This window comes from Pseudoalteromonas sp. 1_2015MBL_MicDiv (genome assembly GCF_002407505.1).
GTDB classification, from domain to species: Bacteria; Pseudomonadota; Gammaproteobacteria; order Enterobacterales; family Alteromonadaceae; genus Pseudoalteromonas; species Pseudoalteromonas fuliginea.
The window spans coordinates 94,042-108,438 of the sequence record NZ_CP012737.1; the positions used below are offsets into that span (position 1 = coordinate 94,042).

General features: G+C 39.1%; 13 protein-coding genes. 5 read left to right on the forward strand and 8 right to left on the reverse strand.

What is annotated here, in order from left to right; genetic code table 11:
- Nucleotides 1–56: 56 nt before the first annotated feature.
- From ubiB to AOR04_RS00475, 4 genes are all read right to left on the reverse strand, one after another.
- Nucleotides 57–1,658 carry a ubiquinone biosynthesis regulatory protein kinase UbiB gene (ubiB, locus tag AOR04_RS00460; RefSeq protein WP_096792212.1) on the reverse strand — a complete coding sequence of 534 codons (1,602 nt, stop codon included), beginning with the start codon at nt 1,656–1,658 and terminating at the stop codon, nt 57–59.
- 9 nt (nt 1,659–1,667) lie between these two features.
- A complete protein-coding gene (locus AOR04_RS00465) occupies nt 1,668–2,342 on the reverse strand; it encodes a ubiquinone biosynthesis accessory factor UbiJ (RefSeq protein ID WP_007378025.1) in 675 nt (224 codons plus the stop codon).
- An 11-nt stretch (nt 2,343–2,353) separates the two neighbouring features.
- A complete protein-coding gene (ubiE, locus tag AOR04_RS00470) occupies nt 2,354–3,109 on the reverse strand; it encodes a bifunctional demethylmenaquinone methyltransferase/2-methoxy-6-polyprenyl-1,4-benzoquinol methylase UbiE (protein ID WP_007378026.1) in 756 nt (251 codons plus the stop codon).
- Nucleotides 3,110–3,192: 83 nt separating this feature from the next.
- Nucleotides 3,193–4,179, reverse strand: a complete 987-nt coding sequence (locus AOR04_RS00475; protein ID WP_007378027.1) for a GGDEF domain-containing protein — start codon at nt 4,177–4,179, stop codon at nt 3,193–3,195.
- Nucleotides 4,180–4,535: 356 nt separating this feature from the next.
- On the opposite strand from AOR04_RS00475, the gene AOR04_RS00480 reads away from it, so the two are divergent.
- A complete protein-coding gene (locus tag AOR04_RS00480) occupies nt 4,536–6,317 on the forward strand; it encodes a DUF885 domain-containing protein (protein WP_096792213.1) in 1,782 nt (593 codons plus the stop codon).
- 177 nt (nt 6,318–6,494) lie between these two features.
- A complete protein-coding gene (locus tag AOR04_RS00485) occupies nt 6,495–7,976 on the forward strand; it encodes an FMN-binding glutamate synthase family protein (RefSeq protein WP_033023783.1) in 1,482 nt (493 codons plus the stop codon).
- Nucleotides 7,977–8,021: 45 nt separating this feature from the next.
- On the opposite strand, the gene mtnK is transcribed toward AOR04_RS00485, so the two are convergent.
- Nucleotides 8,022–9,239: an S-methyl-5-thioribose kinase gene (mtnK, locus tag AOR04_RS00490; RefSeq protein WP_096792214.1), complete on the reverse strand. Its 1,218-nt coding sequence runs from the start codon at nt 9,237–9,239 to the stop codon at nt 8,022–8,024.
- Between the two features lie 129 nt (nt 9,240–9,368).
- Between mtnK and mtnA the strand changes: the two genes are divergently transcribed.
- A complete protein-coding gene (gene mtnA, locus AOR04_RS00495) occupies nt 9,369–10,394 on the forward strand; it encodes an S-methyl-5-thioribose-1-phosphate isomerase (RefSeq protein WP_096792215.1) in 1,026 nt (341 codons plus the stop codon).
- Nucleotides 10,395–10,457: 63 nt separating this feature from the next.
- On the opposite strand, the gene AOR04_RS00500 is transcribed toward mtnA, so the two are convergent.
- The 3 genes from AOR04_RS00500 to AOR04_RS00510 are packed head-to-tail and all read right to left on the reverse strand — an operon-like array spanning nt 10,458 to nt 12,309.
- Nucleotides 10,458–11,000 (reverse strand): 1,2-dihydroxy-3-keto-5-methylthiopentene dioxygenase, encoded by a 543-nt coding sequence (locus AOR04_RS00500; protein ID WP_008136549.1) that lies wholly within the window; start codon nt 10,998–11,000, stop codon nt 10,458–10,460.
- Nucleotides 10,997–11,683: an acireductone synthase gene (mtnC, locus tag AOR04_RS00505; protein WP_008136551.1), complete on the reverse strand. Its 687-nt coding sequence runs from the start codon at nt 11,681–11,683 to the stop codon at nt 10,997–10,999. Before mtnC ends, AOR04_RS00500 begins: the two co-directional genes overlap by 4 nt.
- Nucleotides 11,680–12,309 carry a methylthioribulose 1-phosphate dehydratase gene (locus AOR04_RS00510; protein WP_008136552.1) on the reverse strand — a complete coding sequence of 210 codons (630 nt, stop codon included), beginning with the start codon at nt 12,307–12,309 and terminating at the stop codon, nt 11,680–11,682. Before AOR04_RS00510 ends, mtnC begins: the two co-directional genes overlap by 4 nt.
- A 108-nt stretch (nt 12,310–12,417) precedes the next feature.
- Here AOR04_RS00510 and AOR04_RS00515 point away from each other — a divergent pair, with 108 nt between their 5' ends.
- Together AOR04_RS00515 and AOR04_RS00520 are read left to right on the forward strand one after the other, a co-directional pair.
- Nucleotides 12,418–13,560, forward strand: a complete 1,143-nt coding sequence (locus AOR04_RS00515) for a methionine aminotransferase (RefSeq protein ID WP_096792216.1) — start codon at nt 12,418–12,420, stop codon at nt 13,558–13,560.
- Nucleotides 13,548–14,321 carry an amidohydrolase gene (locus tag AOR04_RS00520; RefSeq protein WP_096792217.1) on the forward strand — a complete coding sequence of 258 codons (774 nt, stop codon included), beginning with the start codon at nt 13,548–13,550 and terminating at the stop codon, nt 14,319–14,321. Before AOR04_RS00515 ends, AOR04_RS00520 begins: the two co-directional genes overlap by 13 nt.
- Nucleotides 14,322–14,397 lie beyond the last annotated feature (76 nt).

The following is a 14,397-nucleotide window of genomic DNA, read 5'->3' on the forward strand; positions in this document are numbered from 1 at the left end:
TTAAATGTATATTTTAAATACTAATTATACGCTCAATAACGCAAATAGCACTTAGTTTATGCGCTGCGCCATGCAGTTATAAAGCTAACAGCAGAGCAGCTAATAGCGATGCTGGCAGCAATTAAATCGTGCTGTAAATAACAAAGAGCTGACATGATTATTGTCGCACTACCAAACAAGCCCAAGATTAAAGGTTTTTGAGATACCTTTTGTATTTGTACTTGAGTGCGAGGAGTTCGCTTTAAATTTTGATAAATTAAATCCGGTAGCTCGGGCATTTTTTCTGCCCAAAAAGGTAAATTAGCATACATTTGTTTCAATACAGATAATGGGCCGACTTGTTGTTTTACCCAGTCTTCTAAAAAGGGTTTAGCTGTTTTCCATAAATCCAGTTGCGGGTAAAGCTGTCTGCCTAACCCTTCAACATACAATAAAGTTTTTTGTAGTAGTACGAGTTGAGGTTGTACCTGCATATTAAAGCGGCGTGCGGTATTAAATAAATTAACAAGCACATGACCAAACGAAATTTCAGCAAGTGGCTTGTTAAATATAGGCTCACACACTGTACGAATCGCAAATTCAAATTCTTCAATGCTGGTATCGGGTGGCACCCAACCTGAATCAACATGTAGCTGGGCAACTTGGCGATAATCACGATTAAAAAAGGCAATGAAATTTTCAGCTAAATAGCGTTTATCTTCTTTATTAAGCGTACCAACAATACCACAATCTATACCAATGTATTTTGGGTTTTCAGGATGTTCGCGAGAGACAAATATATTGCCAGGATGCATATCAGCATGAAAAAAACTGTCTCTAAATACTTGTGTAAAAAACACCTCTACACCGCGTTCAGCAAGTAATTTCATATTTGTATTTTGTGCTAATAGTGCATCAGTATCAGAGACAGGTATGCCGTAAATACGCTCCATCACTAATATATTATGGCGGCTATAATCGCTATAAACTGCAGGGATATAAAGAGAATCAGAATCTTCAAAGTTACGCTTAAGCTGAATGCCATTAGCGCCTTCTCGCATTAAGTCGAGTTCATCAAGGAGTGTTTTTTTATACTCTTTAACAACTTCTACAGGGCGCAGGCGTTTTGACTCGTTATGTACTTTGGCAAGTACTTTAGCGAGCTTTTCCATTAACGCTAAGTCAGCATTAATCTGTTCATGAATATTTGGACGAATAACTTTTATTACAACATCTTGCTCAATGTTGTGCTCATCAATAAGTTTTGCTGTGTGGACTTGCGCTATAGATGCCGAGGCCAGCGGTGCTTGTGAAAACTCACTAAATAATTCACTTATATCATTAATTTCGAGTGCTTTTTCAATGATTTCTTGTGCAAGTTCACCTTCAAAAGGTTGTACCTGATCTTGTAAAAACGCGAGCTCTAGGGCTATATCGTGTGGTAGTAAATCGCGACGGGTGGAGAGCATTTGGCCAAACTTAATCCATACAGGACCAAGCTCTTGTAATGCAAGACGTAAACGCAACCCTACTGACTTTTCTTTATGCTGATTGTGTAGCCAAAAAAAGCTTCCACGCATTATTTTGGCAAACCAGGGCGTTTTATGCTTAGGGACTAACTCATCTAACCCGTAGCTAAGTAGTGTTTTAGTGATGTAATACAATCGTGCAGTCGACACAAAAAATCCTTAGCGGGTTACGATGTTTAATAAGGCGTTTATACGCTGCTCAATAGCAGCAACTTGGCTTTTAATTACTCGGTTTTGTTGTTTGAATTGCTCAAGCTCTAAGGGATGAATAGTTATAGCAAGCTCATCCTGACATAAACTAGTAAGTGTAGTGGCTAACTGCTTTTTTACTTTACTGCTTTGCTGCTTGAGCGAGGTTAAGTGTAAATAAAGTTGCTGGGCCGGGCCATCGCCAATATGCTTTGATAGTTGTTCTGGCCAATCAATATCTAAACTCGAAAATGCGTTACTGTAAGTTTGGGCAATATTCAAATCACCTTGCAGGTCGAGTTTATCTTGGCGTATTAGCTGGGTAAGCATCGCTGGATTTTTTAGCGCAATAAGCGTATCTATATCGGCGCTTATCATGCAATCAGCGTTATCACTGCTTTGTGCGGTATATAAATGTAGTTTTTTATCAGCAAAAACGAGTTGGATTGTTTGTTGCCAATCTCTTACTTCAACAACTAAACGCAGCTCTTTAACTTCATTTAGTTTTTTTGAAAGCTTTGGGTCGAGTTTAAGTGCTTGATTAAGTACATGCTCGATAAGCGAAAGTACAAAGTTAGGCAACATGAAAAAAGTAGATGTGGTTGACCTATCATTATTTTTTTCAGTTACTTGTTCAAGCGCCATATCACCCTGCCTTAGTATTTAAAACCACGGTGAAGTGCAACAATACCACCTGTTAGGTTTTGATAAGTTGTTTGTTCAAAGCCAGCGTCATCCATCATTGCTTTAAGGGTATCTTGATCTGGATGCATACGAATCGATTCGGCTAAATATTTGTACGACTCGCTGTCGTTAGCAACTAGTTTGCCCATTGTTGGTAATAAATTAAATGAATAAAAATCGTAAGCTTTACTTAGTACTTCATGCTCAGGCTTGGAAAATTCTAGCACTAGTAAGCGACCACCTGGCTTTAAAATACGGTACATAGAACGAAGTGCTTTGTCTTTATCGGTTACATTACGTAAACCAAAAGCAATAGTGATCACATCAAAGCTATTATCTGGAAATGGCAGCATTTCGGCGTTCATTTGTACGTAGTCAATATTACCAACAAGACCCAAGTTATGCAGCTTCTCACGGCCCACTTTGAGCATTGAGGAGTTAATATCGCCTAAAACAACTTGACCTGTTTCACCGACTAATTGACTAAATTTAGCCGTTAAATCACCAGTGCCGCCAGCTAAATCAAGTACATGATGGCCTTTGCGAACACCAGAACTGGCAATAGTTTGACGTTTCCATAAGCGGTGCACACCAAAAGACATTAAATCATTCATTACATCGTATTTTGCTGCAACTGAGTGAAATACGTCTGCAACCATTGAGGCTTTGTCGTTTTCAGCTACCGTTTTATAGCCAAAATGCGTGGTCTTTTGCGGTGTTTCGTTCATGATTAATCTCTATCGTGGCAATAAGCACTAGTGTACTTTATTGTGTACTGCAGGTGCAATTTGAATATGATTTATCAGGTGATTTAATGCCCAGCAATAAAACAACTTTGCCCAAGAGATCGAGCTTTAAAAGCTGCATTTGAGGCTTTTTTAGCAAGTTGATTAAAATCATCTTGTTGCTGATGCTGTGCAATCCCTAATGATAAGTTTATAGCGGGTAGTTTTGTGCCACTTTTTGAGCTAACAAATCGCAACTTTTCTACCCCATTACGTACTTTTTCGGCTATTAAAGTTGCCGTTTCAGGATCAATGTCGGCGAGTAATATAGTAAATTGGTCTTTAGCAGTCCGTCCAGGTAAACCGCTTTGGAATACATACTTTTGTACTTGCTTAGCGACTTTATTCAAAATAACTTCACCAAGAATATCACCATAATTATCAACAAAGTGATCAAGGTTATCTATTTGAACAGCAATGGCACAAATGGATTTTTCTTGATTTGTCCAAACTTGGGTTTGTTGAGTTAAATAATGACGTTTATAAAGGCCCGTTTGGCTATCTACTATATGCTGCTTTCGGAGCTGAGTTAATTGCTTTTGCGTTTTTTCGTGTAACTTTTTAGCTTTGCTAAGTTCTTTCTTAAATTGTTTATGCTGCTCTAGTAACTCTACGGTTTGTGTATTGAGGATTTTAAGGGCTTTACGGCTTTGTTCTATACTGTTTTCATCAAGCGTATGCACACATTCATTTACTTGATCAGCAAAGCGGATAATTTGTTTTTCTGTTGCTTGAGCATTTCGAGAAAGTGACCCGATAATACCGTCAACATTTTGAATCATCGAGACTTGAGTTGTGTGCCCTTCATTTAAAAATTGAAAATATAATTGTTCAATTAAAACACTGTCTATATTTTCTTCTGTTGCAATCGCACGTTCTAGTGCATTTTTAAGGTTTATATTGGCTTGGCTAATATAGGTATAAATTACTTGAAAATTAAGCGGGGTTGGCGGCAGCGCATAACGCTCTAAAAACACACACACTTTAGTCATCTTTTCTTGTGCAATTGCCATGGAATCATGGAACATCATTTTTAAATACCAACTGAGTACGCATAAGAGTTAATTTAAATATCTCATTCCGTGAGGCGGTTATGCATCCGAGCTTTTATTATTTTTTACTACAGTAATCGTTATGGCGGTTATTTAAAAGTAAAAAAAGAGTTACGGAACTTAAATTTTCATTTTAACAACTCAATAGCTGCTTTTCTCATCAATTAAGCTTGTTTTTACTTCTGTTGATATAATTCACTCTCGAAATACACTTAGTTTTAGTAAGGTTTATAACCGTTGATTGGTCTCATTTACTTGCTATTTATTTAGCCTACGATAGCTTTGTGATATCTATTACATCGTCAAGTTAAATTGCAATGAATCATTTTTTACAGCGGCCAATGCGCCATTCTTTACTTGGTTTCATGTTTTTATGCTCATTAAGTGCATGTCAAATAACAACGCAAAATGCAGATCAACAGTTTACGCAGATAGCCAAAAGCATTGTTGATTACAGACAAAGCATTAATCCTTATAGCAATACAAAAGGGGTTAAAGGTTACTTGTTACCAAATCTATCGCCCGAATTTTTAGCGCAAGAATATAAGAATAAAACACAGTTACTTGCCGATTTAGATACCGTCAGCATTGATAAATTAAGTGATGAAAATCAAATAAACTTCAGCATTATTCGAGCACAAGTACAAAACAGCGTTGATGAGTATATATTCAATGCGCATTATATGCCGCTTACATCAGAGTATGGTTTTCACTCTGGATTATCATACATCATCAATAGCTCTCAATATAAAAATCAGCAAGATTTCGATACATACCTTGCACGTTTGGCGCAAGTTCCGCGGTTTTTTGAACAAAACATATATTGGATGAAAAAAGGGATAGAAACGGGCCTTACTCAACCTAAAGCTGTGCTAGAGGGTTACGAAGATTCAATTAATGCTTACATTGTTGACGATATAACTACATCTGAGTTTTATAAACCTTTTTTAACTAATACTGCTGGTTTGAGCGATAGTGAATTTAAGGCACTACAACAAAAAGCTAAAAACATTATAAAAGAAGATGTTATACAGTCTTATAAAAATTATTTAGTGTTTTTTACGCAGCAGTATCGACCTAGTGCACGCACAAGCGTTGGCATATCAGATACACCTAATGGCGAGGCATTTTATAAAAACAGAGCTAAGTATTACACTACTACCGACATGACGCCTAAAGAGATTCATGAACTTGGATTAAAAGAGGTCGCTCGAATTCGCAGTGAAATGGAGGACGTAATAGCTGAAGTAGGTTTTAAAGGCACATTCGCCGAATTTATTCACTTTTTACGTACGGATCCACAATTTTATGCCACAACACCAGAGCAGCTTTTAAAAGAAGCATCTTATATTGCTAAAAAAATGGATGCACAGCTGCCTAAGCTATTTCATACCTTGCCACGTAAACCTTATGGCGTAGCCCCCGTACCAGCCAATATTGCTCCTAAATACACAACAGGCCGTTATTCTGGCTCTAATCGAGATGATGAAGCAGGTTATTATTGGGTGAATACTTACGCATTAGATAAGCGCCCTCTCTATGTTTTAGAAGCGTTGACTCTGCACGAAGCAGTACCAGGACATCATTTACAAATATCACTTAATGCCGAGCTTGAAAATCTACCGAGCTACCGTCGTGATGCTTACCTTTCGGCATTTGGCGAAGGTTGGGGGCTTTACTCTGAATACTTGGGCTTAGAAGCTGGCTTTTATCAAGACCCATATAGCCGTTTTGGTCGCTTAACTTATGAAATGTGGCGAGCAGCACGTTTAGTTGTTGATACGGGAATGCACATGTATGGCTGGAGTAGAGATCGGGCTATGAACTTTATGAGCGAAAACACCGCGCTTTCGCTGCATAATGTTAAAACGGAAACCGATCGTTATATATCGTGGCCAGCACAGGCACTGTCATACAAAATTGGTGAGTTAACTATTAAACGTTTACGCGCTGAGGCAGAGCAAGCGCTTGGGAAAAATTTTGATATTCGTGAATTCCATCATCAAATATTACGCCATGGTTCAGTACCTTTATCAGTGCTAGAAACACAAGTACGTATGTATATAAAAAATGAATCAGTTAAGCTGGAAAGTAAATAAGTATAATTTTTAAAAATGGGTACTGAGTTGTTTTTATAGCTATGTAAGTTAGTACTCTGTTGGTAAGTAGTTGTATTTATTTTAAGTAAGCAGGTTAGTAATTATGATGAGCCATTTAGTTCATTAAAGCGGTCAGTACTTATTAGGTTTTATTTTAAAAATCACCAAGGGTCATAAATGAGCAATTTTATAATGTTTAGTATCGATATATTTGCAAGTATGTTTATAGTTTTACTCGGGTGCGTTGTGCTTACTGTAATTGTTTTTTATTTTCGCGATATTACACAAACTAAGCACGCTATAAGGCGAAATTACCCCGTGATAGGGCGTTTTCGGTATTTTTTTGAGCGCCAAGGGGAGTTTTTCAGGCAGTACTTCTTTGCGCAAGATAGAGAAGAAATGCCATTTAATCGAGCTGAACGAAGCTGGGTTTATCGTGCTGCAAAAGATGTTGACCGTACTGCGGCATTTGGCTCTACGCAAAGCTTAGAAGTAACGGGTACAGTTATGTTTATGAACTGTGCGTTTCCTACTTTAGATGAAGAAGCGCTCGACCCGAGTAATGTTACTTTGGGTCCATACTGTAAAACACCTTACACCACCAACTCGCTATTTAATGTATCAGGTATGAGCTTTGGTGCGTTATCAAAACCCGCTGTACGTGCTTTATCAAAAGGAGCTAAGTTAGCAGGTTGTTGGATGAACACCGGTGAAGGGGGATTAAGCCCTTATCACTTAGAAGGTGGGGCTGATATTGTTTTTCAAATTGGTACCGCTAAATATGGTGCACGAGACGAGCACGGTAATTTAAGTACTGAAAAACTTAAAGAAATAGCGGCTCACGAACAAGTCAAAATGTTCGAACTAAAAATGAGCCAAGGCGCTAAACCTGGCAAGGGTGGAATGCTTCCAGGGCGCAAAGTTAATGCCGAAATAGCTAAAATTAGGGGGATACCAGAAGGGCAAGATTCGATTAGCCCCAATGGTCACCCTGAAATTAAAAATCCAGCCGATATTCTTGATATGATTGCCACTGTACGTAACGCGACAGGTAAGCCTACAGGGTTTAAAGCTGTTATTGGTGCATACGGATGGTTAGAAACGTTGTTCGCTGAAATAAATCATCGTGGTATCGAGTCTGCACCTGACTTTATTACCATAGATAGTGCTGATGGTGGTACGGGCGCAGCACCGCAACCGCTTATGGATTCGGTGGGTTTACCACTGCGCGAAAGTTTACCGCTTGTAGTTAATATGCTTGAAAAACATGGGCTTCGAGATCGTATTAAAATAATCGCTTCTGGTAAATTAATTGTTCCTTCAAAGGTTGCTTGGGCATTGGCGCTCGGTGCTGATTTTGTTGTATCGGCTCGTGGTCATATGTTTGCACTGGGCTGTATTCAAGCAATGCAATGTAATAAAGATACTTGTCCAACCGGGATCACTACGCATAACGAGCGTTTGCAACGCGGCTTAGATGTAGCTGATAAAGCGCAGCGAGTAGCTAACTATAATAAATACATTCATTATGGCGCTGGGCTAATAGCTCATTCTTGTGGTGTGACTAGTGCACGCGAATTAAAACGTGAGCATGTACGTATAGTGCAAGAAAGTGGGCTTTCGGAACCGCTTGATAAAATTTACGAAAACTACAAGTAAGTTTTAACTAACTAGAAGGCGCTAATAGCGCCTTTTTAATGTTTGTTAGTTTAATTGGCTTATTAATAAACTAAAGAATGCTTCTTTGTTGTTGCATGTTTGTGCATTTAAAATAAGTTGCTCGCCTAGTGCTAATGTTTGTTTTTGCACTGTAAGGCGCGCATTCTCATCACTAATACTATCTATATCGCTTACGTGCGCAAGCCCTATAGTACGCCTAATTAGCTCAGCACCACAGTAACCAACAGCATCTTGCAATACGTTTTTCATAAAGTATTGCGCATAGCCTACTGGCGCTAGTGATTCATCTGTTGTTTTAGTGCGTATTAATTCAAGCCATTGCTGCTCAAATAAACTATAGGTGTCTACGATACAGCTAAGTAAATGTGTTTGGTAATTACGACGAGCCACAAAATCTTCAATATGCCCGTATTGTGCGCAGTAATTTAAAAGTAAATTACCAATAAAAGAGCCAATATCGAACCCAACAGGACCAAAAAAACCAAACTCAGGATCGATCATCTTTGTATTATTACAATCAACAAAAATACTGCCGCTATGCATATCACCATGAAGTAATGTTTGCGGGTTAGATAAAAAATTAGCTTTTAATTTTGCTATTTCTAACTTTAATGCGCTGTTTTTTTGTATTGCATCAACTTCGCTTTGTAGTTGATCTGGGTAGTTATTGCGTTCGTGCCCAATGTACGGGTCGCTAAAAAATAAGTCTTCAGTGATTTGGCAAAGCTCAGGATTAGTAAATTGGCTAACGAGCGCTTTTTTAGTTTGCGCGGTTAAGTAAAAATCTGAATTATAAAAGCCGGTGTGGCTTAAGTAGGTAGCTACATGCTGTGCCAATTTAGGAAATTGCTCTGCATTATTTTGTGCAGTACGCAATATTTGTAAATTACCTAAATCTTCTAAAATAGTAAGGGCTTGTATTTCACTATAATGTAAAACATTAGCAGTATAAGTAGGGCAAATAGCACCATGGTTAAGTAAAACTTGTGCTTCTATACGGGCTCTATCAAGTGTTAATGGCCACGACTCACCCACGCAACGCGCGTAAGGCAGAGCTTGCTTTAAAATAACACTATTGTTTTGCTCATCAGTAATTCTAAACACTAAATTAAGATTGCCATCACCAAACTCATACGCAGATAAGGTTTGTCCGGAATCAAAAAAATTACATTGTTTAGATTCAATTAATGTCGATACGTAATCGATAGCGCGCTGTGCGTTAAAAGCAACATAGTTAGTCATGGTTTTAATCTCAAAAATCAGCTTTTAAGCATTCTATACCTTTAAATGTTTAGATGTCTACAAGTCTAACTTGAGAGTTATTCAAAGTGGTGTAAAATAACGTTACGCATTTTTAATACCTTAAGCATTATGCAAAATTTAATCGCAAGCAGTTTAAAATATGAAAACGGGTCGCTTAGTGTTCTCGACCAATATTTACTACCTCACCAGCAGGTATGGCATCAGTGCCATGATGTAGAAACCATGAAAGAGCTGATCATTAACTTAAAAGTGCGTGGAGCTCCACTTATTGGTTTAGGCGCGAGCTTGTTAGTGGCGTATTTAGCTGGGCAAGGGGTAGTGAAAAGTGAGCTTGAAAAAGCAATCAATGAACTAGAAGCCACTCGTCCAACGGCGGTTAATTTAATGCATTGTATGGCGGCATTGCGAAAAGCTTTAACGCAAAGCGATTATGTTGCCGGTATTGTTAGTACTGCTGAGCGGTTGTTTATTGAAGATATTGAGCTGTGTGAACGAATGGCAAGCCGTGGCGCCGAGCTTATAAGTAGTGGCGACAACATATTAACTCATTGTAATACAGGGGCTCTTGCAACCGCTGGTATTGGTACTGCACTGGGTGTTATTTACAAAGCGCAGCAAAAATATGGCAACGTACATGTGTGGGTTGATGAAACACGACCATTATTACAAGGCGGTCGCTTAACGGCCTTTGAGCTTGAGCGCTGGAAAATACCTTACACATTAATTTGCGATAATATGGCGGCAAGTTTAATGGCTGCAGGTAAGGTAGATAAAATAGTGGTAGGGGCTGATCGTATTGCCGCCAATGGTGATTTTGCTAATAAAGTGGGTACCTATAATTTAGCCGTACTTGCGTATTTTCATAACATTCCATTTTATGTAGTTGCGCCTATTACTACGCTTGATACCAACACCGCGTGTGGTGATGATATAGAAATAGAGCAACGTAATCCTCAAGAAGTGCGCGGAGTTAGCGGTAGCTTTGGTGAGGCTTTGTGGGCACCCACTAATGCCAATGTATATAACCCTGCATTTGATATAACACCGGCAAAACTGGTTACAGGGTGGGTGTTAGACACGGGGGTTTATAACCAAAGTCAGGTAGAAAATGGCGGTCTCATAAAGCTTAAGTAACTTCGCGGTATTTTTGGTCCACGCTATGTTTATTAGTGTGGACCAAGGTTTTGAATGACCAACTTACGATAATAGTGGAAATTGCTCTGCAATAGACGAGTCAGTGCTTTTTGCTACCCAGCCCTCTGTATTGTTAAATAAGCGAATGGCAGTAAACTCAGGATCGCTTCCCATATCAAACCAATGCGGGGTAAGTTCAGGCACTGAAATTAAATCGCCTTGTTGGCAAAGTACCTGATAAACCTTATTGCCTAAATGCAGGCAAAATAGCCCTTGGCCTTTTACAAAAAAACGTACTTCGTCTTCACTATGAGTATGTTCAAATAAAAATTTTTTGCGCAGCTCTGATGCGCCAGGGTTACCTTTAGCTAGAGATATAACATCTACTGTTTGATAGCCATTTTCAGTTTTTAACCGATCTATATCGCTTTTGTACGCACTAATAATTTGCTCATGGGTGGTGTGCTGATTAATATCTGCATTTGCTTGCCACTGTTCAAAACGTACGTTTACTTTAGCTAGCTGCTTTGTAATATCATCAGCATTTGATGTGCTCACAAGTGCCTTGTTTGCATTGTTGTCGGCATACACCGTTAATTGGCTCATACTAATTGCTCCAATTTAAATTGACTAAAGTCATTAATATAAGGGTGTGCTTTAGTGCTTGCTTGCCCATCACGAATTAAATGTAGTGTTTTTAAACCCACAGCCTGCGCGGCGTCAAGCTCACCGGTTACATCACTTAAAAAGAGTATTTCTTCTGCCTGAAACGGTAACAGTTCAACAATGGTGTTATAGGCAGTTCGTTCTTGCTTTGCGCCAACTTTGGTGTCAAAAAAGTCAGAAAAAAAGCTGCGAATGTCGCCATAATCACTGTATTTAAAAAGCAACAGCTGCGCTTTTACCGAACCAGATGAGTACACATACAAAGTAATATCGTTGTTGTGTTGAGCTTGTAAAAAATCAAATGCATCTGGGTATAAATGACCCTTAAAATCGCCGTGTTCATACCCTGTTTGCCAAATTAAGCCTTGTAACTGCTTAAGTGGAGTGATTTTTTTATCTTCATCAATCCAGATAAGTAAGGCGCTAATGACTTCTTCTATATCGGCGTTTGGCTTTTCGATAAGGGCTTTTACGGCACTAATTTGCTCAGCTACATCGGGCTTATTAGCATTGGCACGTACAAAGGTAGGTAACTGTTTTGCTGCGTAAGGAAACAACACCTCTTTAACAAACGAGATACGGGTTATTGTACCTTCGATATCGGTTAAAATGGCTTTAATCATTTAGTTACTCCCGCTTGAATGCCTATTATTTTTAGGCGCTCTAGTTCGCAGCTAAATAAAAACTCTAAGGCTTCTAAGTGGCGACGAACTTCATCAATATTACGTCCTACTGCATATAAACCATGACCACGTATCAGTACGCCGTGCTCTATAGGCGTATGTAAATGATGGTCACTGACCAGCAGGCTTAATCGGTCAATATCTTGATCGTTATCGAAAATAGGAATGCTCAGCGTTTCTAAGTGCGAAGTAAAGCCGCTCAGTGCTTTTTGCATTTCATAGCCTGTTAAATCAAGCTGATGCTCTTGGGTAATTTGCGACAGTACGGTAGCGGCTACAGAGTGAGTATGTAAAACACACTGTGCATCAGGTATAAGCTGATACAAACTTAGGTGTAATTGTGTTTCTGCCGATGGTTTTACAGCTCCTGCTAGGCGCTCGCCTTGGTGATCTAATTGCAAAAAATGCGCTTGCGTCAGTGAGCCTTTATCGTGCCCACTTGCTGTAACAACAAAGCCAGTGCTAGTACGAGCTGAAAAGTTTCCGCCTGTTGCGGGTACCCAGCCTTTTTGGCTAACCCATTTTCCGGCTTCAATAAGTTGTGAAATAGCGGTATTGTTTTGCATACATTCCTCACTAATGAGCGTAAAGTTAATTGTTTTTAGACGGCTATACTTCTGTTTTAAGCAATGATAGCATCGCTTTAAGCGCAAAACCATCATTAAGGGCATCTCGTGTTTGAAAGTAAATTACCAAATTTAGGCGTTAGTATATTTAGCCAAATGAGCGGATTGGCTAATGAGTTTTCGGCAATTAATCTCTCTCAAGGCTTTCCTGAGTTTGATGCTCCTGATCTTTTAAAAACGCAGTTAAATTATTATGTGCAGCAGGGCGTTAATCAATATTCACCTTCAAGTGGTGTACCAAGATTACAGCAACAAATTGCTGATTTAGCAAAGCGCAAATATACAGCTGATATAAACGCAGCTGATCAAGTGACTGTTACTTCGGGTGCAACAGAGGCATTGTTTGTGGCTATTCAAACAATTGTGCGCCCCAGTGATGAAGTGATTGTATTTGACCCTGCATATGACTCTTACCAACCGGCAATTAAACTCGCTGGTGGAAAGTCGGTACACATTGCCTTAAGTGCGCCAAATTACACCATTGATTGGCAAGTAGTAAGCCAAGCAATTACTAAAAATACCCGTGCAATTATTATAAATACGCCTCATAACCCAAGCGGTAAAATATTACAGCCACATGATATAAAACAGCTTAAAAAGTTAGTTGGTACTCACAATTTATATGTAATAAGCGATGAGGTATATGAACACATTACGTTTGATGAACAACCGCATTTAAGTGTATTACGCGATGATGAATTATTTACCAAAAGCTTTGTTATATCGAGTTTTGGTAAAACATTTCATAGCACGGGCTGGAAAATGGGTTACTGTATTGCACCTGCCGATTTAGCTGTCGAATTTAGAAAAATTCATCAGTACGTTACGTTTTCAAGTTTTACCCCCGCACAGCATGCGCTTGCCGATATGCTAGAGCAGCAAGGTGAGCATATAGATGAGCTAAGCGGGTTTTATCAGCAAAAACGCGACTTATTAGCGAGTCATTTAAGTAACAGCCGTTTTAAAATTTTACCTAGCCAGGGCACTTACTTTTTATTGTTAGATTACAGTGATGTATCGGATTTAAACGATGTTGATTTTTGCCATTGGTTAGTTGAGCAAGCAGGTGTTGCGGCTATTCCGTTAAGTGTGTTTTATCAAAAGGCACCAACCGACAAAGTAATTCGTTTATGCTTTGCTAAAAACGACAACACTCTCATAGAGGCTGCGCAAATATTATGTCAACTTTAACCATTACAGCATTGCAAAGCTCGCTTTATTGGCTTGATAAAGATGCTAATTTAGCCATGTTTAATAAACAGCTTGAAGCAATTACGCATCAGCCCGATCTTATTTTACTGCCCGAAACATTCTCGACTGGCTTTGCTATCAATTTAGATTGTGCAGAGCCTGAAAACGGTAAAGTACTGACGTGGTTAAAGGCGCAGGCTCATAAACATAGTGCGGTTATTGCAGGTTCGGTACTTGTTGCACAAGGCGATAAAAAAGCGAATCGGTTTTATTGGGTAAAACCCGATGGTGAGGTGAGTTATTACGATAAACGCCATTTATTTCGCTTAGGCAGCGAGGGCGATTACGTTGTAGCAGGGCAAGCGCGTAAAGTTTTTGAAATCAACGGTTTTAAACTATTACCGCAAGTATGTTACGACCTGCGCTTTCCGGTATTTCAACGTAATAATAACGACTACGATGTAATGATAAACGTAGCAAATTGGCCAGCTGTGCGCCGCCATATTTGGGATACGTTACTTATGGCGCGCGCAATGGAAAACCTGTGTTACGTAGTAGGCGTTAATCGAGTGGGTGACGACGGTAATGGCGTGGCGCACAATGGCGGTACTGCAGTATACGACTTTAAAGGCGATGCATTAACTAAAGCGCAAGATGACACCGAGCAACTAGTTACTATAACACTTGAAAAAGCACCACTGGATGAGTTTAAAGCAGCGTTTCCTGCCTATTTAGATGCAGACCCTTTTACATTAGTTTAGAGCGATTTAATGATAAGCGCAGAATGCTCTAAGGAGATATAAATTTATGTTCTACAATTTTTGTGAGACCTTGTTT

What these genes read in the sequence shown, in the direction of transcription:
- AOR04_RS00475 (WP_007378027.1), bottom strand. Translation starts at nt 4,179, where the DNA reads ATGGCAATTGCACAAGAAAAGATGACTAAAGTGTGTGTGTTTTTAGAG.
- AOR04_RS00510 (WP_008136552.1), bottom strand. Translation starts at nt 12,309, where the DNA reads ATGCAAAACAATACCGCTATTTCACAACTTATTGAAGCCGGAAAATGG.
- mtnA (WP_096792215.1), top strand. Translation starts at nt 9,369, where the DNA reads ATGCAAAATTTAATCGCAAGCAGTTTAAAATATGAAAACGGGTCGCTT.
- ubiE (WP_007378026.1), bottom strand. Translation starts at nt 3,109, where the DNA reads ATGAACGAAACACCGCAAAAGACCACGCATTTTGGCTATAAAACGGTA.
- AOR04_RS00465 (WP_007378025.1), bottom strand. Translation starts at nt 2,342, where the DNA reads ATGGCGCTTGAACAAGTAACTGAAAAAAATAATGATAGGTCAACCACA.
- mtnK (WP_096792214.1), bottom strand. Translation starts at nt 9,239, where the DNA reads ATGACTAACTATGTTGCTTTTAACGCACAGCGCGCTATCGATTACGTA.
- AOR04_RS00485 (WP_033023783.1), top strand. Translation starts at nt 6,495, where the DNA reads ATGAGCAATTTTATAATGTTTAGTATCGATATATTTGCAAGTATGTTT.
- AOR04_RS00480 (WP_096792213.1), top strand. Translation starts at nt 4,536, where the DNA reads ATGAATCATTTTTTACAGCGGCCAATGCGCCATTCTTTACTTGGTTTC.
- AOR04_RS00500 (WP_008136549.1), bottom strand. Translation starts at nt 11,000, where the DNA reads ATGAGCCAATTAACGGTGTATGCCGACAACAATGCAAACAAGGCACTT.
- mtnC (WP_008136551.1), bottom strand. Translation starts at nt 11,683, where the DNA reads ATGATTAAAGCCATTTTAACCGATATCGAAGGTACAATAACCCGTATC.
- AOR04_RS00520 (WP_096792217.1), top strand. Translation starts at nt 13,548, where the DNA reads ATGTCAACTTTAACCATTACAGCATTGCAAAGCTCGCTTTATTGGCTT.